Genomic DNA, 24,396 nt, shown 5'->3' with positions numbered 1-24,396 from the left:
CCGCCAAAACCGCAGGCAGAATATCGATGACACCGCCTTTTGACTTTTCTGAAAAAACAACAGGTTATGACCTATCATCCCCCGATGAGATTCGTCACTTTCTGGACGTTTTGTTTCGAACAGCCATCAAGGCAGCCGACCCGGTATTTTGCCTGCCCCCGCACCTGCCAATACCCCCCGTAAATGGCAAAATCATTGTCATTGGGGCAGGCAAGGCCGCTGCAGCAATGGCAAGCGCGCTTGAACAACATTGGGGCGACCAAACCGATTTGTCCGGCGTGGTTGTAACGCGCTATGGCCACGAAGTTCCGACCCGTAAAATTCGCGTTATGTCGGCATCGCATCCGGTGCCCGATGATGCCGGACTTACCGCCACCCGCGAAATTTGCAATGCTGTGCAAAACCTGTCTGCCGATGACCTTGTTATTTGCCTGATATCGGGCGGCGGATCAGCCTTGCTGGTAAACCCGATTGCACCGATTACCCTGGATGACAAGCAGGCCTTGAACCGCGATTTATTAAAATCGGGTGCCAGTATTTCCGAAATGAATTGTGTAAGGCGGCATATATCGCAGGTCAAAGGTGGCAAACTGGCCGCCCTTTGCCATCCGGCAACAGTCATGATGTATGCCATATCCGATGTGCCCGGCGATAATTTTCTCGATATCGCATCCGGCCCGGCCACCGCCGACCCCACCACCTGCAATGACGCACTGGCAATTTTGCAGCACTATAATATTAATGCTGCCCCGTCGGTTTTAAGCGTATTGCGCAGTGGCGGTGGTGAAACCATCAAACCCGGTGATGCCCGTTTGCACAATGTCACCTGCCATATGGTCGCCACCCCGCAAATGGCGCTGGAAGCAGCGGCAAAAATATGTGCCGATCAGGGCATTACGGCCCATATTCTGGGTGACAGCATCGAAGGTGAAGCCCGCGATGTGGCCCGTGTGATGGCAGGGATGGCGCGGCAAATACAAAAATACGGCCAGCCTTTTCAAGCCCCGTGCATCCTGTTATCCGGGGGTGAAACAACCGTCACCATCCGGGGGAAAGGGCGCGGCGGGCGCAATGTGGAATTTTTAATGGCACTGGCAAACACCCTTAACGGGCAACCCGGCATTTATGCCATTGCGGGCGACACCGACGGCATTGACGGCATCGAAGAAATTGCCGGTGCCATGATCACACCCGACACCATCGCCCGTGCCCGACAGAAAAACATCAATATCAAGGACCAGCTGGCCGACAATAACGGCCACGGCTTTTTTGAAACACTGGGCGACCAAATTATTACCGGCCCGACACTTACCAATGTGAATGACTTTCGCGCCATTCTGGTTACAGACCCAACAACGCTATAATCACCCTATACCCCGTCAACCCGATAAAACGATGCAGGAAAAACCACCATGCCGAGCAAAACCCATAAAATCGCAGTCATCCCCGGCGACGGGATTGGCAAGGAAGTCGCCCCGGAAGGCGTGCGCGTATTAAAGGCCACGGCAAAGGCCTTTAATATCGGCCTTCATTTTGATGATTTCGATTTTTCCAGCTGCGACTATTACGCCAAACACGGCCAGATGATGCCCGACGACTGGAAAGACCAGGTTGGCAACCATGATGCCATTTTTTACGGTGCCGTTGGCTGGCCAGCCACCGTGCCGGACCACATTTCATTGTGGGGATCACTCATTAAGTTTCGCCGCGATTTTGACCAATATGTCAGCCTGCGCCCGGCGCGGTTGATGCCCGGTGTGCCTTCTCCGCTGGCAGGCCGTAAACCCGGCGATATTGATTTTTATGTGGTGCGCGAAAATACCGAGGGCGAATATTCATCCGTTGGCGGCAAAATGTTCCCCGACACCGAGCGCGAAGTGGTAATGCAGGAAACGGTCATGACCCGTACCGGTGTTGACCGTATTTTGAAATACGCGTTCGATCTGGCGCAAAAACGCCCGCGCAAACGCCTGACATCGGCAACCAAATCCAACGGCATTGCCATTACCATGCCCTACTGGGATGAACGCGTTGTCGAAATGGCGAAAAATTATCCCGATATCACCTGGGATAAATACCATATCGACATTCTAACCGCCCATTTTGTGCTGAACCCGGACCGGTTCGACGTGGTTGTTGCCTCTAACCTGTTTGGCGATATCCTGTCCGACCTTGGCCCGGCCTGTACCGGCACCATCGGCATTGCGCCCTCGGGCAATATCAACCCCGAAGGTAAATTCCCCTCCCTGTTCGAGCCGGTCCATGGATCGGCGCCTGATATTGCCGGGCAAGGCATTGCCAACCCGATTGGTCAGATTTGGGCCGGGGCGATGATGCTGGATCATCTGGGGTATTCCGACGCCCACGACGCCATTTTGCGGGCGATTGAAAGTGTGCTGGTCGATGAAAATCTGCGCACCCGCGATCTTGGCGGCAAGGCCGACACCGTCACATGTGGCAAAGCCATTGCCGATGCAGTTTCGGCATAATCCCGGCCAAACCGGCAAGGCATAGAACATCCCGGCCCGGTCACATCGCAGATGGTATTCTGCTGTGCGCCGGGCCGGGCATGGTCAAACTGCAAACGCCAATACCTGCAGCATTTCAGGAACTGCCCTCTTTTGTCACCAACTGCCAAAAAGCCTCGATCATCGGGCTTTGGCGGCTGGCCGGGCGAAACAGCCGGATTTCAATGGGAATAATCAAATCCTCCGCGCCAAAGGGCACCAGTTGCCCCGTGCTAACATCGCTTTGTGCGACCGTTTCGGGCAGCCACGCCACCCCGGCCCCGGACCGCGCCATGGATTGCAAAGTGGCCGCCAAATGGGATGTAAAACTTTCCCGCAAGGTAAAGGACGGTGCCGTTTCGGCCCAGCTGGCCCGCATAATGCGCCCCAGGCCCGATTCCCGACGATAGGCCAGCCACGGGACATCCCCCTTTGAAATTGCCGATTTCTGGTCAAATTCCCGCGCGCAAAAGGGTATTAAGCGATCCGTACCTATCACTACACTTTTAAACTGCCCGGCGGGCAGGTTGCTTTGCATCTGACTGTGAAAATGGGCCAGCAAAAATTGCGCGTCGCCGCGCTGCATCACCTGTTCACAGGCCTGCATACTGTCCGATATCAGGTTAAGCGTCCCCAATGGCATTAGCCGCCCCATTTCCTGCATCCAGCCTGGAAAAAAAGTAAAGGACAGGGCGTGGGTGGCGGCGAAACCGATAATGGCCTGTTTTTGCTCGGCCACCTCGCAGGTTTCCCGGCGCAATTGCAAAATTGACCGGGTTAAGGATTCTGCCTGCTGGCGAAAATGCTGCCCGGCCGGGGTTAACGCAACATCGTGGGTGGTGCGCACAAACAACGGCGTACCAACCCAGTTTTCAAGCGCACGTATCCGGCGGCTAAAGGCGGGCTGGGTAATATTGCGCGCCTGTGCAGCCCGGGAAAAGTTCAGGCTTTCGGCCAGCGCGATATAATCTTCAAACCAGCGCAGTTCCATTTGGTAATGCCATTTTTGTATAACCAAACACCAGATTGGCATTAGCCGGGCCACAGGTGCAAGGCCTAAGATTGCCCCATCAAACAGGATTAACCGCCAAAACAGGTCTATTTGTTATGCGTATTCTTGATGTCGTTGAAATCACCAAACCGATTGCGTCGCCCATCCGTAATGCCTATATCGATTTTTCCAAAATGACGGCCAGTCTGGTTGCTGTTGTGACCGATGTGGAACGCAATGGTCGCCGCGTTGTCGGCTATGGTTTTAATTCCAATGGCCGTTATGGGCAGGGCGGATTGATCCGCGAACGGTTTCGTGATCGCATTTTGCAGGCAGATACCAATAGCCTGATCACTGATGCCGGTGACAACCTTGATCCGCACAAAATCTGGGCGGTGATGATGCAAAACGAAAAGCCGGGCGGGCATGGCGAACGTTCCGTTGCGGTGGGCACCATCGACATGGCGGTGTGGGATGCGGTGGCCAAAATTGCCGACAAACCCCTGTTTCGCCTGCTGGCAGAACAAAACGGCGTAAAAGCCGATCCGCGCGTGTTTGTTTATGCCGCGGGTGGTTATTATTATCCTGGCAAGGATCTGGGGGCCCTTCGCACTGAAATGCGCGGCTATCTTAATCGCGGCTACAATGTTGTTAAAATGAAAATCGGTGGCGCCGATATTGATGAGGACAAACGCCGGATCGAAGCCGTTTTGGAAGAAATCGGGCCTGAAGCCCAATTGGCGGTCGATGCCAATGGTCGATTTAACCTCGAAACCGGTATCGCCTATGCCAAAATGCTGCGGCAATATCCACTATTCTGGTACGAGGAAATTGGCGATCCGCTCGATTATCAGCTTCAGGCGGCAATGGCCGAATTTTACCCCGGTGCCATGGCAACCGGTGAAAACCTGTTTTCCCATCAGGATGCGCGCAATTTGCTCCGTCACGGGGGTATGCGCCCGGACCGCGACTGGTTGCAGTTTGACTGCGCCCTTTCCTATGGGCTGGTGGAATATCTGCGCACCCTGGACGTGATCAAACAGGCCGGCTGGTCGCCCAAACGCTGCATTCCACATGGCGGGCATCAAATGTCGCTTAACATCGCTGCCGGCCTTGGCCTTGGTGGTAATGAAAGCTACCCCGACCTGTTTCAGCCCTATGGCGGTTTTCCCGATAGCGTAAAAGTCGAAAACGGGCACATCACGATGCCTGAGCTACCCGGCATCGGGTTTGAAGGAAAATCCGACCTGATTTCAGTCATGCGCGATCTGGCCGAATAGACCCACAGTGAAACGCACGAAAATAACAAAGGAAGGTTCGCCAAAACGGACCTTCCTTTTGTTAACACCCCACTCCTGATCGCTGGAGCGGATCAAAACCGGAATAGGAATAGCGATGGATCAGAAATTTTAACGTGCCAGAACTTCTGCCGCCGAACGTGTTTTCATTACGGATTGCGACACGTTTTCTACCGTCTGGCGAATATCGTCAATATTACGTGAAAAACTTTCGACAGCAAAATTCATGTTACGCATATGTTCCGAAACGCCCGACGTAATACTGGTCTGATGACCAAGCGCATCTGACGTTACGCCAACCGCATCGCGAACTGTTTCAACCGATGTCCGAATGGTTCGCAATGCCCCGACAACCTCGGCTGTAATTTCCTGAATACCCTGAATTTCATCCGAAATCTGCCCGGTGGCGCGTGCAGCCTGATTGGCCAGGTTTTTGACCTCGTTGGCCACAACGGCAAACCCTTTACCTGCTTCGCCAGCCCGGGCAGATTCAATGGTTGCATTCAACGCCAACAAATTAATTTGCCCGGCAATGTTTTGAATAACCTCGACAATACCGGTCATGGCCTCGACAACTTGTGCCATACGCTGGGTTGATTCATCGGCAGATACCGTTTCACGAACCATACGTTCTGTCGTGCTTTGCGATTCCAGCATGTTGCGCGAGATTTCAGAAATGGAAACACTCATTTCTTCTGTCCCGGCGGTTACTGTCTGGACGTTGGAAACAGTATTCCCCGATGTTTCAACGGCTTGCTGGGCCGTTTTTTGCAGCTCTAAAATCGCGGCTTCAATACTGGAAAAATTATTATCGATCATGGATTTAAGTTCAACCAGCAGATTAACCTGCTGGGTAATATCGGTGGCAAATTTAACAACCTTGTAAACATTGCCCGAAGCATTAAAAACCGGGTTATAAGAGGCCTCGATCCAAACCGATCTGCCCCCCTTTGCCACCCGATGGAACTGTGCAGCAGCAAATTCCCCTTCATTCAGCGACCGCCAGAATGCCCGATAGGCTTCGCTGTTTTTTTCGTCCGCCGTTACAAACATGCTGTGATGGCGACCAATAATTTCATCGGCACGATACCCCATCACTGCCAAAAAATTATCGTTTGCAGAAATAACTGTTCCATCAAGGTTAAATTCTATCACCGCCTGTGATTTCTGAATGGCATTCAAAATACTTTGCTGCTCGGCACGCTGTTCGCGCTTTGCCGTAACATCATAAGCAAATTTGATCACCTTGACCGGGTTGCCCTTGTTATCGAAAACCGGGTTATAGGACGCTTCGATCCAGACATTTTTGCCACCTTTGGCAACACGCTGAAATTCAGCCGTCTGAAATTCCCCCTGGGCCAGATTTCGCCAGAACGTTTTGTATTCAGCGCTTTCACGATAGCTTTCAGAGACAAACATACTGTGATGGCGGCCAATAATTTCATCGGCCTGATATCCCATCACCTTCAAAAAGTTTTCGTTCGCCTGCAAGATACGCCCATCAACAGAAAATTCGATAACGGCAGCCGATTTATCAAGCGCATGAATAATCTGCTGATATTCGCGCGCTTTGCGTGCAGTAATTTTCCCAAACCCGAACATTCATAAAGCTCCGTAAGACGTTCCTGACGAAAAGGTCGAGTATCCGGTGCCATCACAAAATCCCTATATCTTGCGGACTGCCGCAACGGTTCCGAACGCAATTCATATCCGGGAAAAATAAAGTCAGACATCCCCATTCAGGGACACTGACAAAAGAGATGTTGTATCCGACCCGGTTATAACTGGCCCGACGCTCAACAATTTTCAGAAACGGCTAAAAAAAGCCGGTCAATTTTGCTTTGGGCCCAAGCACCGGGCTTCAAAGCAAAATTGCGGCCAAACATCTACGACTAAAGTATCTGTTTTGGTCGAAAAATCAACGCCAAACACCCCACTTTGAATAGGTTCGTCACATTGCAAAATTAAAGTTTTTGTTTCAGTGACTTGCCTAAAAACGACATGGAGTGGGTACGCAGAAAGTCGTAATCCGGATTACTGATTTGCGCAAAAAAGTAAATTTAGCCAAGACTTGAAGAAAATATGTGCAAACAGGATTCGCAACCAAAAGAAAAACCATTTTAAAAACACAATCCATGGTCGTGCTTCAAACCATTTTTTGTCACCAGTTGAAAAACGCCGCTCGGACTACTCCTTATTGGCTACATCAAAACCTGGTTCAAGGAAACTTATGCTAACAGTGAAAAGGTTTGCACGCTCCGGTCAGGGGCATCGTCCAACTTGAAGAAAGCGAAAATAACTCTCCCGGGGCTGTTTCAAATTAAACCAACAAAATAAACATATACAATGGTATATGATAACTACCTGGCGACTAGAACATTCTTCCCTAAACCACAACAAGAGTATAATTACCCTTCTGTAATCAAGCTACTTCCTTGGAAATTCGAACAATTTTCCCCGCAATATATTCACTAATTTAAATACGTCAGTCGCAACGGATCTGTTTTCCCACACCGTTCTTCCTAGGAAACCCTGATTTTTCCGGTAACATCGTTTTTTCCGCGGCTCTGTCGGGCCCCTCTTTCAAGGTGACAAAGCCTGTGGAATTTAAAATTGCTTTGCCCACAATCCCTGCAATTAAAGATAAAATAACAATTTATCCATTACCCTGTTTTGCGTATTATGAACCGGCACGCTGTTAAAAATTCTTGCCCTTCGAAAGAATAGGCACTATGTACATCCAAGAAATTATTTGTTTCAGGAGAAAATAATGACCAAAATTGATATTTCGAAATTAAGTTATAAAGAGCTGCGCGATCTGATGGAGCAGACCGAAGAAGAAGTTGAAAGCCGCAAGGAACAGGCGATCAGCGATCTAAAGGCCGAGTTCAATCAGAAACTTAATGATGCAGGGTTCTCTATTCGCGAACTGTATCCTGAAGTTTTTAAAATGTCTGCTGCCAGCGCAGCGACACCGACTAAAAACAAACAGTCAACCCCGCCGAAATACCGTAACCCTGAAAACCCGGAAGAAACCTGGACCGGTCGTGGCCGTGTCATTGGCTGGGTTCTGAAACTTGCCGAGGCAAAAGGGACAACGGTTGACGCCATCAAAAATGATCCGGCCTACCTTAATCCGGATCATCCCAATTATAAAATTCACGCTGCCGACCTCGAAAAATAAGATCAAGGCCCCACACCGGGGCCTTTTTTCTTATCTTGTCCTGGTTGGAAATACACGGCTGGCCTGATGCGACGGCAATAACAAGGCCCAAACAGGGCGCGGGGAAAATCAATAAAACAACAAAAACGATTTAAATCGCCCCGCTGGCCCTAGCTCTGGCCCCCATACAACCATCCGCAGGATCGGTTGGAACGCCGTATCGCCTTTTGCGGGCCAGCCCGAAACGCATATATCAAGAACCAAAGTTAAATGATCAGTCCCGCCAAAGCACCCGCACCGACATTGTTGCTGCTGCCGTTCGGTTTTCGACCGCCAGTTTAACAAATATCTGCTCAAGATGTTTGTTCACCGTTCTGGGCGACATATCCAGAATTTCGGCAATTTCCTTGTTCGACTTGCCATGTGTCACCCACAACAAAACCTCGGCCTCCCGGAAAGTCAGGTTAAAGGCGGTTGCCAGTTGCTCCTCGTCCGATCCTTTTTGCCCGTCGATCAATCGGATCAGCTTTTCAGTACCCTCGCCTTCATCAAGAAGCCGAAATTCGATCTCGGCACCATTGCGTGCAAACCGAAAGATGCCGTGCGCAGGATCCGGGCTATCGACACCCCCTCCGCCAAAAAGATGGTCGACAATTTCCCACGGCAACCGGGCAGTTTCATCGCACCTTAACCCGGCATAGCGCATCAGTTCACCAGCCTGCGGCGTTGCCCATAAAATTGCCCCTGACAGGTCGCATGCGACAATGCGCCGCCCTGTGGAATCAAGCGCCTTGCGCGCGGAACGCGCCCGGCGGGCATTGGCCAGATGCACCCGAATACGGGCAAATAACTGGTCAAGGATCACGGGTTTGGCAACAAAATCCACCCCGCCAGATGCCAATGCCTTTACAACATGTTCACTTTCGCGAAAGCCGGTCATGAAGATGACAGGAACATCCTCACACCCCTTCTCCGATTTTAATATCCGGCAGGTTTCAAAACCATCTATGCCCGGCATCATCGCATCCATCAAAACAAGGTCCGGAATACAGGCTTCAACCAACCCGAAAGCCTGCCGGCCACTGGTGGCAACCTCCACCTCCATTCCTTCCATGCACAACGCATCCGTCAGCATTGTTAAAGTTTCCGGTGAATCATCGACCACCAAAATACGGGTAGCTACATTCAGGTCAGGCATTTTCCCGTCCGACCTCCTCAATCGCGGCAATGAAATCCTTCAGGCGGAAGGATTTGGTGAGTTTCAGCATATGTTGGCAAAACCTTGCCGTATCGGGCTGTGAAAATTCGATGTCTTTCAAGGTTACTTCAATCGACCGAATAAAACCGATTTGCCCCAACGTCATCAACTGGCGCAACTTTTCGGGAGGGGGTATTTCATGGCTTTCAAAACAAACAGCCGGGATATCGGCCCCGCCGTCCTCATTATCTTCGTACATCCAGGAAAGTGACATCAGACTGGCAAGGTGATCAAACAAATCATCCAGCACGAACGGCTTAACCAGATAGCTGTCATAAAGCTGCTTGTATTCCTGTTTGGTTCGCTCGCCGCCGGCATCGGCCGATAACATCAAAATCGGCACCTTGAAATCCATGCCCTGCCGAACCCGTCTGGCAACCTCCCACCCCGAAAGGCCCGGCATGGCGATATCAAGAATAATCAAATCGGGCCGGTTCAATGCGATTGCCGACAAGCAGGCATGCCCGTCAGTTGTCAGCACAACGTTAAATCCCAACGGAAGAAGGGTATCTTCCAGCAGCGCCCGCTGATCGGCGTCATCGTCGGCAACCAGTATGGTTCGGGGCGGTCCGGCGTATCCGGCAATGGCCTGATACGGACGCACTTTTTTATCGGGCTCCCCCGTCGAGGACAACATCAACCGAATGGTAAAACGCGTTCCCTTGCCCGCCTCGCTTTTTACGGCAAGGTCACCGCCCATAATTTCAACCAGTAACTTGGTAATCGTCAGCCCAAGCCCGGTTCCCGGGGTTTGTTGCATACCAACAGGCTGTTCCGCGCGTTCAAACGGTAGGAAAATGCGTTCGATATCTTCTTGGGCAATGCCAATGCCGGTATCGCGAATTTCAAATGTCGCAATTTGATTACTATAACTGACAGAAAAACCAACTGTGCCCCGATGGGTAAATTTAATCGCATTCGACAGCAAATTAATCAAAACCTGGCGCAAACGTTTTTCATCGGTATAAACATAAGACGGTATCGCCGATATCGGCTGAAAATCAAAAGCGATGCCTTTGCTTTGCGCCATCAGGGTAAACATATCGACGATCTGGTCTAAAAACGGGCGTAACGCCGTTTTATAACGATAAATATCCAGGCGCCCGGCCTCGATTTTGGAAATATCGAGCAAACCCTCAATCATGTCGGCCAGATGTTCACCGCTGCGTTTAATTGTTTGCGCCGCATTATGGATATAGGGGGGCTGCCCGCCCGATTTACGTTCCAGTAACTGGGCATATCCCAAAATGGCACTTAATGGTGTGCGCAATTCATGGCTAAGGCCCACCATGTAACGGCTTTTTGCCAGATTTGCAGACTCGGCAGCTTCCTTGGCCTGCTTTAACTGGCGGTCGGTTTCGTTATGGGCGGCAATTTCATCCATTAAAAGGCCGGTATGGCGGCGGGCTTCTTCTTCGGCAAAGCGACGGTTTTCCTGCGCCAGAACAAACAGCCAGACCACAATGCCGGAAATAACAAAAATAATGACAAACAGTTTGGTCAGGGTCAGTTCGATCAAATCTGTCGAATTTCGCGCATCCAGTCGCGTTTCAAAATAAATCAGCCAAAAAATAAGGCCCAGAACCCCGGTCACCGTCAGCAACATTCCCGAATAATGGGCAATCCGTGTATTCACCCATTTGCCAACACCGGCCGAAAAATGCGTCGTGGCAAAGGTTCGCAATTGCCCGGAAAACCGGCCATGGGGTTTGCACATGTCATGGCAGCGCGAATCAAGCGAACAACATAACGAACAGATTGCGCCCGAATAGGCCGGGCAATAGGCCATGTCTTCGCGATCAAACTGATGTTCACAAATACAGCAGGCTGCGGTTTCACCAATGGCCCAGTCGCTTGCTGTGCTGCGCGCCAGATAATACCGGCTTTTGGTCAGCACCGCGATTACCGGCACCAGCGCAAACGCCGATATCAGTGCCACATAGGAATACAGCTTTGATACCGTTTCACCAAACAGCCCCGAATAGGCCAGCAGGGCCAGTAAAATGGCGATGCTCATGGCACCACACCCCACCGGGTTTACATCGTAAAGATGGGCGCGTTTAAATTCGATATGGCGGGGGGCAAGGCCAAGTGGCTTGTTGATCACAAGGTTGGAAACGATGCACGCCATCCAGGCAACCGCCGCAATCGAATACAGGCCCAAAATATGTTCGAATGCACGATAGACGCCAAACTCCATTAACAACAGGCCGATCAGCACATTAAAAACCAGCCAGACAACACGTCCCGGATGACTATGCGTCAAACGGGAAAAGAAATTTGACCAGGCAATAGACCCGGCATAACTGTTGGTGACATTGATTTTAAGCTGGCAAATCACCACAAAAATGCCGGTCAGGCCAAGGGCAAGTTCCGGCGATGCCAGCATCTTTTGAAAAACATTCAGATACATGCGCGTAGGGTCGGCGGCATCCGCAAAGGTGACGCCGCCCTGAAAGGCAAAAAATGCCAGAAACGACCCTGCCAGTATTTTAAGCGCGCCGATTACGATCCAGCCCGGCCCGGCGCTAAGCATTGCGGTCCACCATGCCAGGCGGTTTTGATGGTCCTTGCGCGGCAGGAACCGCAAAAAATCTACCTGTTCGCCAATCTGTGCGACCAGCGAAAACAAAACCGCCGATGCCGCCCCGAACGGCGCAATCGCAAACGACCCGTCAATCGGCCCGAACAAGCCGGTATAGCCCGTCCATTGACGCACACTTTCGTGGCTGTTAAGGGCGACAAAAACAAAGGGGGCAATTTGTAGAACCACCCAGAAAGGCTGCGTCCAGGCCTGAAATTTGCTGATAAATGTTACGCCATGCGTCACCAGCGGGATAATCACCAGCGCACTAAGAATATAGCCCAGCGACACCGGAATACCGGCACACAGTTGCAGGGCCGTTGCGACAATCGCGGCTTCAATGGCGAAAAAGATAAAGGTGAAACTGGCATAAATCAGTGATGTGATGGTTGATCCGATATAGCCAAACCCGGCCCCGCGACTAAGCAGGTCAATATCCACCCCGAATTTCGCCGCGTTATAGGAAATCGGAACGCCCATCAGGAAAATAATAATTGCGGCAACAACAATCGCGCTGATCGCATTTTGAAACCCGTAATTTAACGTAATCGAACCGCCAATCGCCTCAAGGGCTAAAAAAGACACAGCGCCGATCGCCGTATTGGCAATACGCCAGCTTGAAAACCGCCTTACCTTGTAGGCGGTAAAACGTAACGCATAATCTTCAAGGGTCTGGTTCGCCACCCAGCGGTTATAGGTCCGCCTGATACGTGGAATCCTGATTGTTGTTCCCAATGCCTTTTACCCGCCCTGCTTTTTGCAAATGCGAAATTTAAGCGTTCGCGTTGTGACACATCCGCAAAAATCCCCGCACACATCCCTGATCAATCGACTTGTGAATGATTTTTTATCATTATTTTCATTCAAACAATCATGACCAAAAAACAGGAAAATCAACAGCTTTACCGCCATAGCTGATCTCTCATTTTTCAATACAAGGCCATGGTAGGGGTAAAATGCCCCATGGCATATACGTCAAATGCCCGATTGTTGCGTTGCAAAAATTCTGACGAACTAAGCCGCAGTTGGCACGCAGATAAGCCAGCACTGCTTAAAAAATCATATGTCAGAATGAGGCTTCGCAATGAGACAGAAAACGATCTCTCCATTTTCCATTACACGCAGGGCGTTACTGGCCGGTATCGCGGTTCTTCCCGCCCTTAGCTTTGCATCGGCACCGCTTCGGGCACAGGAAGTTGCAACCGCTGATGCCAACACCACCGGCCTGGCCGTTACCGATGATACGGTGAAAGTGGGTATCCTGCATTCGATTACCGGCACCATGGCGATTAGCGAAACCGGATCGGTCGAAGCAGAAAAACTTGCCATCGACCAGATCAACGCGGCAGGCGGCGTTCTGGGCCGCAAGATCGAATATATCCAGGAAGACGGTGCGTCAGACTGGCCGACCTTTGCCGAAAAAGCCAAAAAACTGCTGGTAGAAGATAAAACCGCCGCCGTTTTCGGCTGCTGGACATCGGCATCGCGCAAGGCTGTTTTGCCTGTGTTCGAACAATATAACGGCATGCTGTATTACCCGACCTTCTATGAAGGCCTGGAAGAATCGCCAAACGTGATTTACACCGGCCAGGAAGCCACCCAGCAAATTATCGCCGGGATCGACTGGGTGGTGCGCGAAAAGGGTGCAAAATCGTTTTATCTGCTGGGGTCGGATTACATCTGGCCGCGTACGGCCAATAAAATCGCCCGCAAGCACATCGAAAAACTGGGCCTGAAAGTTTCCGGCGAGGAATATTACCCGCTGGGTCATACCCAGTTCAATTCCGTGATCAACAAGATCAAGCTTAAAAAGCCTGATGTTATTTACGCCATCGTCGTTGGTGGCTCCAACGTTGCCTTTTACAAACAGCTAAAAGCAGCCGGTATCGACATGGCGAAAGAAAAACCGCTGCTGCTGACCATTTCCGTTACCGAGGATGAAGTCCTTGGCATTGGCGGCGAAAACATCGCGGGTGCTTATGCCTCGATGAAATATTTCGAAAGCCTGCCCAATGATAACAACAAGGCTTTCGTTGCCGCATTCAAGGAAAAATGGGGCGCTGACAGCGTGATTGGCGACGTAACCCAGGCCGCCTATCTTGGCCCGTGGCTGTGGAAAGCTGCTGTTGAAAAAGCAGGCAGCTTTGACATCGACAAGGTCCGCGCCGCATCGCCGGGCATCGAACTTACCACTGCCCCAGAAGGCTACGTTCGTATCCATGAAAACCATCACCTGTGGTCGCGCACCCGCATTGGTCATGCCCGTGATGATGGCCAGTTTGACGTCGTTTTTGAAACCAAAGACCTGATCGAGCCCAATCCGTTCCCGGAAGGCTACCAGTAAGTTCCTGGTTTGCACCACGCCATCCCGGTTTCTTTGCCGGGGTGGCATCCCCTTTCGGATGATTGTTCATCCCAACAGGTAATCATGGTGAGGCGACAATGATCGGCGATTACACTTACACCGAATTTACATCCATTCTGGCCATGCAGGGCTTTGCCGGGCTGACGCTGTTTTCCGTTTTCGTTTTGATGGCGCTGGGTCTGGCAATCATTTTCGGCCAGATGGGCGTTATCAATATGGCCCACGGCGAATTTATGATCCTTGGCGCCTATGTGACCTATCTTTGCTCACAATTTTTCAGCGAATATCTGCCATCGCTGTTTTCGATCTATTTTTTCTTCGCGATGATCCTGGCCTTTGCCGCGTCGTTCCTGTTGGGAATGCTGGTGGAATGGGGATTGATCCGCTTTTTATATCGCCGCCCCCTCGACACGCTTTTGGCAACCTGGGGCTTGTCGCTGATCCTGCAACAGGCGTATCGATCAATCTTTGGGGCGCGTGAAGTGGGCGTCACCCTGCCCGACTGGTTAATGGGTTCCATCGCCCTGACCGACATCATCGAAATTCCGATCAATGGCCTGTTTGTTATGGGCCTGACCATCCTGATCACCCTTGGTGTGTATTTTGCCATGTTCCGATCGACCTGGGGCAAAAGCATGCGTGCCGTTGTACAAAACCGCACGATGGCCGGAGCCGTTGGCATTAACACCAAAATGGTGGACCGCATGACCTTTGGCCTTGGTTGCGGTATTGCCGGTATTGCCGGGTCGGCCTTTACCATGATCGGCTCCACCGGCCCCACCGCCGGACAGCTTTATATCGTCGATACCTTCCTGATCGTTGTTTTCGGCGGGGCAAGCAGCCTGATTGGCACCATTGCATCGGCATTTTCGATCTCGCAGGCGCAATCCACCATCGAATTTTTCCTCAGCGGATCAATGGCCAAGGTTCTGACCCTTCTGACCGTTGTCGGCATTCTGATGCTGCGCCCGCAGGGCCTGTTCACCCTTAAGATCCGTCGTTGAGGAGGATATAAAAATGTCTCCTGCATTGTTCCTGTTTCGCAAGCGTGAATGGATATCCTTTGCCATTCTGGCCTTCATCCTTGTCGTTGTTTTCCCCACATTATTCGACAATTTCCGCCTTAATCTGATTGGCAAATACCTGACCTACAGCTTTGTTGCGCTGGGCCTGGTGTTGTGCTGGGGATATGGCGGTATTCTTAGCCTGGGTCAGGGCATTTTCTTTGGTCTGGGCGGATATTGCATGGCGATGTTCCTGAAGCTGGAAGCCTCAACGCCCGAAGCAACCGCCATTCAGTCCACACCGGGCATTCCCGATTTTATGGACTGGAACCAGTTAACATCGCTGCCTTTCTGGTGGCAGCCCTTCCATTCCTTTACCTTTACCCTGTTTGCCACCATTGCCGTCCCTGTCGCGCTGGCGTTTATCATCAGTGTTGCCATGTTCAAACGCCGGGTTGGCGGGGTTTATTTTGCCATCATCACCCAGGCCATTGCCGCCATTTTGACCATTTTGATCATTGGGCAGCAAGGTTATACCGGCGGGGTTAACGGCATCACCGATTTACGAACCTTGCTGGGCTGGGATATCCGCAGCGACAACGCCAGGTACGTTTTCTATTTTATCTGTGTTGCCCTGTTGCTGGCATCCTTGCTTCTGGCCCAGTTTGTGCGGGTTTCAAAGTTCGGCCGCCTGTTAATCGCCATGCGCGACAAGGAAGACCGGGTTCGGTTTTCGGGCTATGACGTTGCCAATTTCAAGATTTTCATTTTCTGCCTCTCTGCCGCCCTTTCGGCCATTGGCGGGGCGATGTTTACCCTTCAGGTCGGCTTCATGTCGCCGTCCTTTGTCGGCATCGTGCCCTCGATTGAAATGGTGATTTTCTGTGCGGTCGGCGGGCGTCTATCAATTTTCGGCGCAGTCTATGGGGCGTTACTGGTTAATGCCGCGAAAACATCGCTGTCAGAAACCTTTCCCGAACTGTGGCTGTTTGCCATGGGTGGCCTGTTTATCGCCGTTGTCATGGTGTTCCCCGAGGGGGTCGCCGGGCTCTTTCGCCAGCATGTCGAACCCCTGATCACGCGTGGCATTTCACTTGTGCGGATTGGCAAGGTTCGCAAACCCCGTCCGACTGCGGAATAAAGGAAGATCATCATGGATGTTGCACAACCCAAGGATTTTCTGCTCAGCATCGAGGGATTATCGGTTTCCTTTGATGGTTTTAAAGCCGTCAATGACCTGTCGCTTTATGTCGAGGAAAATGAAATCCGCGTCATTATCGGCCCGAACGGCGCCGGTAAAACCACCGTACTTGATCTGATTTGCGGTCGAACACGGGCGAGCGAAGGGTCGATCCGGTTCCGTGGCACGGAATTAACCAAACTGCGCGAGCATGAAATTGTCCATGCCGGTGTGGGCCGCAAATTTCAAAATCCGTCCATTTACGAAGACCTGACGGTATTTGAAAACCTGGAACTGTCCTTTCCGCGCGGGCGCAGTGTACTCGGTGCCCTGGCCTTTCGCCGCGACGCCGAAGTTATCAACCGGGTCGAGGAAATTGCCGAGATGATTTTCCTTAAAGATCATCTTGAAACCGATGCCGCCATTCTCAGCCACGGCCAGAAACAATGGCTTGAGATTGGCATGCTCCTCATCCAAAGCCCTGAACTTTTGATGCTTGATGAACCTGTTGCTGGCATGAGCGTGTCTGAGCGGATTAAAACAGCCGAGCTTCTAAACACCATCATCCAGAAACATTCCGTCATCGTCATCGAACACGACATGAAATTCGTCGAGGACATCGCCCATCGCGTGACGGTGCTGCATCAGGGCCAGGTTCTTTCCGAAGGGTCGATGGAGCGGGTCAAAAACGATCCCAAAGTCGTTGAAGTCTATCTTGGTCACTAGGGAGACTGTCATGTTATCGATCGATAAACTTCACGTTGCCTATGGCCAGAGCGAAGTGATCAGCAACCTGTCACTTGATGTCACATCGGGTGAAATTGTTGCCATCATGGGCCGCAACGGCATGGGTAAAACCACCTTGATGAAATCGCTGATCGGCATCATCCCGTCACGCGGCGGCGCCATTAAAATTGGCGCAACCGCAATTGAAGGGCTTGAAAGCTATCAGCGGGTCGCAAGCGGCCTTGCCTATGTGCCACAGGGCCGCATGATTTTTCCAACCTTAACAGTTCGCGAAAACATCGAAACGGGACTGACGGTGACCGGCCAGAAAACGGTGCCGCCGCTGATCTACGAACTGTTTCCGGTTCTTTTGGAAATGAAAGACCGACGCGGCGGCAACCTCTCAGGCGGGCAGCAACAACAGCTTGCCATTGCCCGCGCGCTCGCCTCCAACCCCAAAGTCCTGCTGCTTGATGAACCCACCGAGGGCATTCAGCCCTCCATCATCAAGGAAATTGCCCGCACCCTTTGCCGCATCCGCGACGAAATGGGCCTGTCGATTGTCGTATCCGAACAGGTCCTCAGCTTCGCGCTCGACATGGCAGACAGGGTGCTGGTGATCGAAAAGGGCGAATTTGTTCACGAAAGTCCGCGTGCGGGCATCGATGAAAAGAAAGTCTCGGCATTCCTGTCAGTCTGACCGGGGCACATGCAAAACCACATTCCATATCAGGGAGTTTTATTATGGTTGATACGCTTATCAAGGTAGACCTTTCCGAATCCCCTTATACCAACGAAAAAATCCATAACCGCTGGCACCCCGACATTCCGATGGCGTGCTGGGTCGAACCGGGCGACGATTTCCGTGTTGAAACCTATGACTGGACCGGCGGACAGATCAAAAACAACGATGATGCCGCCGATGTGCGCGACGTCGATCTGTCACAGGTTCATTTCCTATCTGGCCCGATCGGGGTTAAAGGCGCGCAACCGGGCGACCTGCTGGAAGTCGAAATTCTTGATATCGGCACGTTCGATAACAGCCTGTGGGGCTTTAACGGTTTTTTCTCCAAGCAAAACGGCGGCGGCTTTCTGACCGAACATTTCCCCGAAGCGCAAAAGTCGATCTGGGATTTTCACGGCATGTTCACCAGTTCGCGCCACGTTCCCGGTGTTAAATATGCCGGGTTGATCCACCCGGGTCTGATCGGCTGTTTGCCGGATCGCAAAATGCTGGATACCTGGAACACCCGTGAAAAAGCCCTGGTCGATACCGACCCGCACCGTATTCCAGAACTTGCAACCTTGCCCAATGGCGGCCCAACCGCCCATATGGGCAGCCTGAAAGGTGACGAACGCGACAAAGCCGCCGCCGAGGGCGCACGTACCGTACCGCCGCGCGAACATGGCGGCAACTGCGACATCAAAGACCTGTCACGCGGGGCCAAGGTTTATTTCCCGGTTTACATTGATGGTGCCGGTCTTTCGATGGGCGACCTTCACTTCAGCCAGGGCGACGGTGAAATCACCTTCTGCGGAGCCATTGAAATGGCGGGGTGGCTGCATATCAAGGTATCGCTGCTCAAAGACGGGATGAAAAAATACGGTGTTAAAAACCCGATCTTCAAACCATCCCCCATCGTTCCGAAATATGACGACTACCTGATTTTTGAAGGCATTTCCGTCGATGAACAGGGCAAACAGCACTATCTTGATGTGCATATTGCCTATCGTCAGGCCTGCCTGAATGCCATCGAATACCTTAAAAAGTTCGGTTATACCGGTGCGCAGGCCTACGCCATTCTGGGGACAGCCCCGGTACAGGGGCATATTTCCGGTGTGGTCGATATTCCAAATGCCTGTGCAACCCTGTGGTTGCCGACCGACATTTTTGAATTTGATATCATGCCAGGTGCCGATGGCCCGACCAAATACCTGGATGGCAAAATCGATGTTCCCCTGGCACCGGACCTTTAGGCCCACAGGTAACATCCATTATTGAACCCCGTTGAGGGAAAAATGCCATGCCATATTACGATTACGAATGCACATCCTGCGGGCCATTTACAGAAGTACGGCCCATGGCCCAGTCCGCAGCCCCCTGCACCTGCCCCGATTGCGGGCAAATGGCGCCGCGCGCCATTCTGACTGTGCCAAACTATGCCATGATGGATGCAGGCAAACGCCATGCTTCGTTCACCAACGAACGGGCATCACACGAACCCAAAAGCAGCAAACAGCACACAAGCGGGCACGGCCCGGGTTGTTCGTGTTGTGGCGGGGGCAAAAAGAAATCAAAGGCGATCTATCGCCCCGATGGCAGCAAAACATTTCCATCGGCCCGCCCCTGGATGATCAGCCACTGATCACCGGTAAATCAGAAACAACGTTTTAAAGGGGTGTGTCAAAGCACCCCTTTTTGTTTGTGCCCCATGGCATAAAAAACCGCGAGTACCGGAATAACGAAACTGCCGCTGGAATGCTGCCCGCGATCCGTTGGTAAACCGGGAAAGTTTACATATGCCAGATACGACAAAACCCAACCTGATAAGGCTGGGTTTTAAAGTGATGGTGCCCCCGGGGAGAATCGAACTCCCACTCACAAAGTGAAACAGATTTTGAGTCTGCCGCGTCTACCAATTCCGCCACAGGGGCAGCAAGGCGCTATATGCGCCGTCCATCGTGGTGGCGGATAATAGCGAGAAATTTGCGCGGGTCAATGGGGCTTTTTTTAAAAAATCATGTAAATCACGTTTGTGTTAGAAAGCATTGCGGCATGGACGCAAATGGAGTTACATCGCATCACGTTTTCATAATTTACTGGCCGGTTTGCGGCCTTGAAATCAAAGGTCGCAACAGGTGCTTCGCAAACTTTATGACTGGACCCTTAGCCTGGCATCGCATCGCCATGCCGCAATAGCGTTATTTGTCATTGCCTTTGTCGAAAGCTCGTTTTTTCCGATCCCGCCCGACATCCTGCTGATCCCCATGATTTTGGCGGCGCGCAGCAAGGCATGGCGATTTGCGGCAATTTGTATGGCCGGGTCGGTACTCGGCGGTATGGCGGGTTATGCCATTGGCCACTTCCTGTTTGACAGCATCGGGCAACCGGTTCTGAATTTTTATGGATATGGCGCCAGGTTCGACCAATTCCGCGACTATTATAACGAATGGGGTGCCTGGGCCGTTTTCATCGCCGGCGTTACTCCCTTCCCCTATAAAGTCATTACCATTCTGTCCGGTGTGACCGGTCTGGACCCTGTTATTTTCACGGTGGCGTCGATATTGGCACGCGGCATCCGTTTTTTCCTGATCGCAGGACTGATCTGGAAATTCGGCCCGCCCATTCGCGATTTTATTGAAAAACGCCTGGGCCTTGTCTTTACCATTTTCATTGCTGGTTTGATCGGGGGTTTTGTCGCCATCAAATATCTGATCTGAAACCAGCATTCCCACCCCGCGTCATGGATGGAGCCTCATGGGATCTTCATATTCTCGCCGTCGCAAACCATCGGCACTGCCTGCCCTGTTCATCTTTCTGGTTTCCGCTGGCAGCCTCGGCTTTGCGTTCTACGCGCAGTATATTCAAAAATTTCTGCCCTGTTTGTTATGCCTGTATCAGCGCGTTCCCTATTATAGCGTCCTGGGCCTTGCCCTGGTTTCGTTATTGTTTTTGCGTCAGCCCGGTATTTCGCGCACCCTGATTTATCTATGCGGCCTGGCCTTTGCCATTGGTGCAGGCATTGCATTTTATCATGTCGGGGTTCAGGAATTGTGGTGGGATGGCCCGGAAATGTGTGGTGGCCTGCAAAGCGGTGCCAACAACGTTGCCGACCTGAAGGCACAATTGCTGGCGCAGCCCATCGTGCGGTGCGACAAAATTGAATGGAAGCTGTTTGGCATCACCATGCCCACGGTCAATCTGTTCTTCTCTATCGCCATGGCTGTTTTCTGCCTGATGGCACCGAGCAGCAAGATGATGCGGACCCATAACTGACAAACAGCTGTCTTTACGCACCAAACACCCAAAAACCGCCTGCGACGAACACCCTGTGCACCGCGCATAGCCTTGTATCAGGGGCGCAACCAACAAACAAAGCCGACGCTTTTAAAATGCGTCGGCTTTGTTGTTTATGTGCGCAAAACCCGGCCCTGAGATGCCAGAACATGCTACAAACTGACCAGGACGGCATTAAAGAACGCGGGTTTAAAAGTCGTAATCCAGTTCGGTATCCCAGTATAAAAAATCCCGCCAACTTTCATGAAGATAGTTTGGCGGGAAAGATCGTCCGATAACCTGCAATTGCTGCATCGAGGGTTGATCGGGCCGCCTGCGCAAATGCAATCCGGCTTCCTTTACCGATCGGCTGCCCTTATGCAAATTGCAATTGCCACAGGCCGCAACAATATTGGTCCAGTTGGTGCGCCCCCCTTTTGAACGGGGCACAACATGATCGAAGGTTAAATCATTAACCGGCAAACGATCGCCGCAATACTGACAACTGAAACGGTCGCGTAAGAAAACATTAAAACGCGTGAAGGCAGGTGTGCTTTTAATCGGCACATATTCCTTTAATGAAATTACACTGGGCAATTTCATTTTAAAAGAAGGCGAGCGCACCTCGCGGTCATATTCAGACAGAACATTAACCCGATCAAGGAACACAGCCTTTAGCGTATCCTGCCATGGCCACAAAGATAGCGGAAAGTAGCTTAACGGGCGAAAATCCGCGTTAAGAACAAGGGCCGGACACGTATTGGGCGATAGAAACATTTCATCCGCTCCGCCGTGTTTACAGAGTCGTACCGCCTGTCTAGCATCTTCGTCACGCGGGGCTGATGAACATCGTGTGACGTTTTACATCCGGGTGGTAACGCACGCATAAATCACTGATTGAGAAAAGTATAAACGTTTTTCCCAAAAGCGCAAATCGACAAATGGACCGAGTCGCGGCACCGCAGCGAAACCCGCATTTTCCCCCCCTGCTGACGAGCATCATGCCCCATCACTGATTTTCGATAATTGCCTTAATCGCACCGCTGACAGACCGCAAAAGGGGGCACGAAAACCAAATTACAGTACCCAAATCTGCCCCTTACCCATGCCCTGCCCATCGCCAAACAGCACCCACAAACCAGGCCGCGTATGCACACACGATGCCGATATCCTGAAACGCAAAACAGCCGGAACACAGGGTTCCGGCTGTTGGCGGCCTTTCGGCAAATTTCAAAAAAGCAAAAGGCCCGTCAGAAACGGGCCTTCATACTTTATCAAAGCAAGGTTGCCTTAGGCAGCTTTTGCTTCAGCAGCTTTAACGATCTGACGCTTAACTTTAAGCAAATCAACATCCAGCTTTGTATTCGCGGTGCCGATCAGATATGCATCCAGGCCACCACGTTTTTCGATGGTGCGGATTGCATTGGTGGTCAGACGCATGCGAACCGAACGGCCGAGCGCTTCGCTCAGCAGCGAGGTCTGCTGCAAGTTCGGAAGAAAACGACGTTTGGTACGATTGTGGGCGTGGCTCACATTCATGCCGACCAAAACGCCTTTGCCGGATACCGGGCAGCGACGTGCCATGACCTGATCTCCTGGTCTAAAATTTCGCAAAAGGACGCTTGGCCTGAACATGCAGGCCCGCGCTTGGAGCCGGGTTAATACTGCCTCAAACCAGTGCCGTCAAGCCTCTTCCACGTATTTCGTCGACATTCGCACCGGAAATATTTGTTTGCGTGCCAGATTGCATTTTTTGGCCCTTTTGGCCGCATTTTGCCCTGCCCGACACGGATTATTCCCGTCATTCTTCGCAAAATCGGGGCATTATTTTTTTTAGCCAGCCCCCAGAACCGCAATTTTATTTGGTCCTGAACCGGGATTCGCAAAACCACAACATTATGATTCACCCGTCCTGGCAAAATACGGCGCGGTTTATGTTTCCAAAGGGTGGCTTATACACGCAAGCAAAGATACCTCATATATATAACGCCCGCCAGCCCGTCAGATGCCTTCTTAAAATTCCTGACACATCTTCACGACGGAGGGTCTGAAACCCGATTGGCACCTTTACTTATATTAAGCTGCCAATCCCTTCATCAGGACAAAGACCAGGCAACCAGCCCGCTGCACAGCGTATTGATCCTTGTCAAAACAGTTTTTCATCACCAGTGCTAAGGTAATGCAGATTTTAAGGAGCCTGTCCGCGACAGGCCCGCGCTTGGGGAGCAATGCTTACATGAAAACCGATTCCAAAGTTGCCTTGCCGTTAATCGGCATTTTGCTGGTCGCCGTTATCGGCCTGGTACTGTATCTGAGCGGTTTTGTTCTGGCCGCCCTTGGCATTTCCATTGCCTCGGCATGGATTTACGTAGCCCTGGCGCTGGTTCCGGTTGCGTTTCTGGTGTTGCTGGATTTCAGCCGTTAAACCAGCACCCACGCAATCAACCCATTATAAAGCAGCCTGCCGACTTCCCGGCAGGCTGCTTTTTTATGCAAAAAATCGACAAAGCGGGGAAAAACCCCGTAAAGGCAACATTGCAGAACCGTTTATTCTGCAAGCAAGCCTTCAGCCCGCAAAGCAGCCAAAACAGAAGGGCGGCTGCGCATTCGGTCGCTAAAATCACCGACATGGGACCAGCGGAATATATTTAGCCCCGATATTCCTGCCCAATTGATGGCAACAAACAAATAGGCATCAGCAACGCTAAACGCGCGGCCCAGTAAATATTTACGGCCATCGGAAAAAAGCGTTTCGTATTTTTCAAATTCAACTGCCAACCTGGCAAGGGCGGCATCGCGCGCGACAATATCAGTTGTTTTTTGATGCAACGGCGCAAACTGAACATGCAACTCGCGTTCAATTTCGGCCAGCAACACATCCATTTCCGCACGACGGGGTGACCCTGGCTCCGGTGAAATGCCGGTTTGCCAAAAAGTATCCGCCACATACGACAATGCAGCTGCGCAATCGGTAATCAGGCGCTGATCGGGAAGTTTAAGGGTCGGTACATTGCCATCAGGATTGATGGAAAGGAAGTTCTCGCCGGTCTCGGTCTTGTTGTTTTTAGGATTAATTCTGACGAGGTTAAAATGCTCCCCCGTTTCTCGCAGTGATATATGAGTCGAGAGTGAGCAAGCCCCCGGCATGTAATACAATATCATCTTGGCACGTCTCTTGGCTTTATACGCGACAACCTGTCCCCCAACAGCCGCCAACTATCGCGCTATAAATGGAATACCAGATGATAAACGCAAGGGTTAGATCCGAAACCACGGCAATTTTACGAAAAAAAACGCGCCAAAAGCCATTTGGGGCGCGTTTT

General features: G+C 51.6%; 21 protein-coding genes and 1 tRNA gene. 14 read left to right on the top strand and 8 right to left on the bottom strand.

Annotated elements, in window-relative coordinates:
- Nucleotides 1-26 precede the first annotated feature (26 nt).
- Both THS27_RS05675 and THS27_RS05670 read left to right on the top strand, forming a co-directional pair.
- Complete coding sequence (locus THS27_RS05675; RefSeq protein ID WP_085588711.1) at nt 27-1,364, top strand: glycerate kinase; 1,338 nt, start codon at nt 27-29, stop codon at nt 1,362-1,364.
- A 48-nt stretch (nt 1,365-1,412) separates the two neighbouring features.
- Nucleotides 1,413-2,489 carry a tartrate dehydrogenase gene (locus THS27_RS05670; RefSeq protein WP_085588709.1) on the top strand — a complete coding sequence of 359 codons (1,077 nt, stop codon included), beginning with the start codon at nt 1,413-1,415 and terminating at the stop codon, nt 2,487-2,489.
- Between the two features lie 115 nt (nt 2,490-2,604).
- Here the strand turns inward: THS27_RS05670 and THS27_RS05665 are convergent, their stop codons facing one another.
- Entirely contained in the window at nt 2,605-3,498 is an 894-nt protein-coding gene (locus THS27_RS05665) for a LysR substrate-binding domain-containing protein (RefSeq protein WP_085588707.1), read from the bottom strand.
- Nucleotides 3,499-3,614: 116 nt separating this feature from the next.
- Here THS27_RS05665 and THS27_RS05660 point away from each other — a divergent pair, with 116 nt between their 5' ends.
- Nucleotides 3,615-4,778 carry a mandelate racemase/muconate lactonizing enzyme family protein gene (locus THS27_RS05660; protein ID WP_085588705.1) on the top strand — a complete coding sequence of 388 codons (1,164 nt, stop codon included), beginning with the start codon at nt 3,615-3,617 and terminating at the stop codon, nt 4,776-4,778.
- Nucleotides 4,779-4,907: 129 nt separating this feature from the next.
- Here the strand turns inward: THS27_RS05660 and THS27_RS05655 are convergent, their stop codons facing one another.
- Entirely contained in the window at nt 4,908-6,398 is a 1,491-nt protein-coding gene (locus tag THS27_RS05655; RefSeq protein ID WP_085588703.1) for a PAS domain-containing methyl-accepting chemotaxis protein, read from the bottom strand.
- A 1,168-nt stretch (nt 6,399-7,566) separates the two neighbouring features.
- Here THS27_RS05655 and THS27_RS05650 point away from each other — a divergent pair.
- Nucleotides 7,567-7,980: an H-NS family nucleoid-associated regulatory protein gene (locus THS27_RS05650; protein ID WP_085588701.1), complete on the top strand. Its 414-nt coding sequence runs from the start codon at nt 7,567-7,569 to the stop codon at nt 7,978-7,980.
- A gap of 253 nt (nt 7,981-8,233) precedes the next feature.
- Here THS27_RS05650 and THS27_RS05645 read toward each other — a convergent pair whose 3' ends face one another.
- Both THS27_RS05645 and THS27_RS05640 read right to left on the bottom strand, forming a co-directional pair.
- Nucleotides 8,234-9,157: a response regulator gene (locus tag THS27_RS05645; protein ID WP_085588699.1), complete on the bottom strand. Its 924-nt coding sequence runs from the start codon at nt 9,155-9,157 to the stop codon at nt 8,234-8,236.
- The gene (locus THS27_RS05640) at nt 9,150-12,485 is read right to left on the bottom strand and encodes an ATP-binding protein (RefSeq protein ID WP_210402835.1); all 3,336 of its coding nucleotides are present in this window, start codon (nt 12,483-12,485) and stop codon (nt 9,150-9,152) included. Before THS27_RS05640 ends, THS27_RS05645 begins: the two co-directional genes overlap by 8 nt.
- A 400-nt stretch (nt 12,486-12,885) precedes the next feature.
- Between THS27_RS05640 and urtA the strand changes: the two genes are divergently transcribed.
- The 7 genes from urtA (at nt 12,886) to THS27_RS05605 (ending at nt 19,442) form a co-directional block, all read left to right on the top strand.
- Entirely contained in the window at nt 12,886-14,145 is a 1,260-nt protein-coding gene (urtA, locus tag THS27_RS05635) for an urea ABC transporter substrate-binding protein (RefSeq protein WP_085588695.1), read from the top strand.
- Between the two features lie 98 nt (nt 14,146-14,243).
- Nucleotides 14,244-15,170, top strand: coding sequence for an urea ABC transporter permease subunit UrtB (gene urtB, locus THS27_RS05630; protein WP_085588693.1), 927 nt, complete (start codon nt 14,244-14,246; stop codon nt 15,168-15,170).
- 13 nt (nt 15,171-15,183) lie between these two features.
- Nucleotides 15,184-16,311 carry an urea ABC transporter permease subunit UrtC gene (urtC, locus tag THS27_RS05625; protein WP_085588691.1) on the top strand — a complete coding sequence of 376 codons (1,128 nt, stop codon included), beginning with the start codon at nt 15,184-15,186 and terminating at the stop codon, nt 16,309-16,311.
- Nucleotides 16,312-16,323: 12 nt separating this feature from the next.
- Nucleotides 16,324-17,076: an urea ABC transporter ATP-binding protein UrtD gene (gene urtD, locus THS27_RS05620; protein ID WP_210402833.1), complete on the top strand. Its 753-nt coding sequence runs from the start codon at nt 16,324-16,326 to the stop codon at nt 17,074-17,076.
- Between the two features lie 10 nt (nt 17,077-17,086).
- Entirely contained in the window at nt 17,087-17,776 is a 690-nt protein-coding gene (gene urtE, locus THS27_RS05615; protein WP_085588687.1) for an urea ABC transporter ATP-binding subunit UrtE, read from the top strand.
- Between the two features lie 44 nt (nt 17,777-17,820).
- Nucleotides 17,821-19,053, top strand: a complete 1,233-nt coding sequence (gene fmdA, locus THS27_RS05610) for a formamidase (RefSeq protein ID WP_085588685.1) — start codon at nt 17,821-17,823, stop codon at nt 19,051-19,053.
- Nucleotides 19,054-19,100: 47 nt separating this feature from the next.
- The gene (locus THS27_RS05605; RefSeq protein ID WP_085588684.1) at nt 19,101-19,442 is read left to right on the top strand and encodes a zinc ribbon domain-containing protein; all 342 of its coding nucleotides are present in this window, start codon (nt 19,101-19,103) and stop codon (nt 19,440-19,442) included.
- Nucleotides 19,443-19,645: 203 nt separating this feature from the next.
- Here the strand turns inward: THS27_RS05605 and THS27_RS05600 are convergent.
- Nucleotides 19,646-19,731, bottom strand: a tRNA-Leu gene (locus THS27_RS05600).
- Nucleotides 19,732-19,935: 204 nt separating this feature from the next.
- On the opposite strand from THS27_RS05600, the gene THS27_RS05595 reads away from it, so the two are divergent.
- Nucleotides 19,936-20,517, top strand: a complete 582-nt coding sequence (locus tag THS27_RS05595; RefSeq protein ID WP_085588682.1) for a YqaA family protein — start codon at nt 19,936-19,938, stop codon at nt 20,515-20,517.
- A 37-nt stretch (nt 20,518-20,554) separates the two neighbouring features.
- Nucleotides 20,555-21,073 (top strand): disulfide bond formation protein B, encoded by a 519-nt coding sequence (locus THS27_RS05590; RefSeq protein ID WP_085588680.1) that lies wholly within the window; start codon nt 20,555-20,557, stop codon nt 21,071-21,073.
- A gap of 210 nt (nt 21,074-21,283) precedes the next feature.
- Here the strand turns inward: THS27_RS05590 and THS27_RS05585 are convergent, their stop codons facing one another.
- Both THS27_RS05585 and rpmB read right to left on the bottom strand, forming a co-directional pair.
- Nucleotides 21,284-21,850 carry an HNH endonuclease gene (locus THS27_RS05585; protein ID WP_085588678.1) on the bottom strand — a complete coding sequence of 189 codons (567 nt, stop codon included), beginning with the start codon at nt 21,848-21,850 and terminating at the stop codon, nt 21,284-21,286.
- Between the two features lie 513 nt (nt 21,851-22,363).
- Nucleotides 22,364-22,657 (bottom strand): 50S ribosomal protein L28, encoded by a 294-nt coding sequence (gene rpmB, locus THS27_RS05580; protein WP_085588677.1) that lies wholly within the window; start codon nt 22,655-22,657, stop codon nt 22,364-22,366.
- A gap of 652 nt (nt 22,658-23,309) precedes the next feature.
- On the opposite strand from rpmB, the gene THS27_RS05575 reads away from it, so the two are divergent.
- A complete protein-coding gene (locus THS27_RS05575; protein ID WP_085588675.1) occupies nt 23,310-23,498 on the top strand; it encodes a hypothetical protein in 189 nt (62 codons plus the stop codon).
- Nucleotides 23,499-23,620: 122 nt separating this feature from the next.
- Here THS27_RS05575 and THS27_RS05570 read toward each other — a convergent pair whose 3' ends face one another.
- Entirely contained in the window at nt 23,621-24,235 is a 615-nt protein-coding gene (locus THS27_RS05570) for a glutathione binding-like protein (RefSeq protein WP_085588673.1), read from the bottom strand.
- Nucleotides 24,236-24,396: the final 161 nt, after the last annotated feature.

Source organism: Thalassospira sp. MCCC 1A01428 (assembly GCF_002115825.1).
Classification (GTDB): Bacteria; Pseudomonadota; Alphaproteobacteria; order Rhodospirillales; family Thalassospiraceae; genus Thalassospira.
Note: the sequence above shows the minus strand (reverse complement) of the source record. Positions and strands in the feature narration are given on the sequence as shown.

Bases quoted from the DNA above. Each gene is read 5' to 3' on its own strand.
- THS27_RS05675 (WP_085588711.1), top strand. From the start codon at position 27: ATGACACCGCCTTTTGACTTTTCTGAAAAAACAACAGGTTATGACCTA.
- THS27_RS05670 (WP_085588709.1), top strand. From the start codon at position 1,413: ATGCCGAGCAAAACCCATAAAATCGCAGTCATCCCCGGCGACGGGATT.
- THS27_RS05665 (WP_085588707.1), bottom strand. From the start codon at position 3,498: ATGGAACTGCGCTGGTTTGAAGATTATATCGCGCTGGCCGAAAGCCTG.
- THS27_RS05660 (WP_085588705.1), top strand. From the start codon at position 3,615: ATGCGTATTCTTGATGTCGTTGAAATCACCAAACCGATTGCGTCGCCC.
- THS27_RS05655 (WP_085588703.1), bottom strand. From the start codon at position 6,398: ATGTTCGGGTTTGGGAAAATTACTGCACGCAAAGCGCGCGAATATCAG.
- THS27_RS05650 (WP_085588701.1), top strand. From the start codon at position 7,567: ATGACCAAAATTGATATTTCGAAATTAAGTTATAAAGAGCTGCGCGAT.
- THS27_RS05645 (WP_085588699.1), bottom strand. From the start codon at position 9,157: ATGCCTGACCTGAATGTAGCTACCCGTATTTTGGTGGTCGATGATTCA.
- urtA (WP_085588695.1), top strand. From the start codon at position 12,886: ATGAGACAGAAAACGATCTCTCCATTTTCCATTACACGCAGGGCGTTA.
- urtB (WP_085588693.1), top strand. From the start codon at position 14,244: ATGATCGGCGATTACACTTACACCGAATTTACATCCATTCTGGCCATG.
- urtC (WP_085588691.1), top strand. From the start codon at position 15,184: ATGTCTCCTGCATTGTTCCTGTTTCGCAAGCGTGAATGGATATCCTTT.
- urtD (WP_210402833.1), top strand. From the start codon at position 16,324: ATGGATGTTGCACAACCCAAGGATTTTCTGCTCAGCATCGAGGGATTA.
- urtE (WP_085588687.1), top strand. From the start codon at position 17,087: ATGTTATCGATCGATAAACTTCACGTTGCCTATGGCCAGAGCGAAGTG.
- fmdA (WP_085588685.1), top strand. From the start codon at position 17,821: ATGGTTGATACGCTTATCAAGGTAGACCTTTCCGAATCCCCTTATACC.
- THS27_RS05605 (WP_085588684.1), top strand. From the start codon at position 19,101: ATGCCATATTACGATTACGAATGCACATCCTGCGGGCCATTTACAGAA.
- THS27_RS05590 (WP_085588680.1), top strand. From the start codon at position 20,555: ATGGGATCTTCATATTCTCGCCGTCGCAAACCATCGGCACTGCCTGCC.
- THS27_RS05585 (WP_085588678.1), bottom strand. From the start codon at position 21,850: ATGTTTCTATCGCCCAATACGTGTCCGGCCCTTGTTCTTAACGCGGAT.
- rpmB (WP_085588677.1), bottom strand. From the start codon at position 22,657: ATGGCACGTCGCTGCCCGGTATCCGGCAAAGGCGTTTTGGTCGGCATG.
- THS27_RS05575 (WP_085588675.1), top strand. From the start codon at position 23,310: ATGAAAACCGATTCCAAAGTTGCCTTGCCGTTAATCGGCATTTTGCTG.
- THS27_RS05570 (WP_085588673.1), bottom strand. From the start codon at position 24,235: ATGATATTGTATTACATGCCGGGGGCTTGCTCACTCTCGACTCATATA.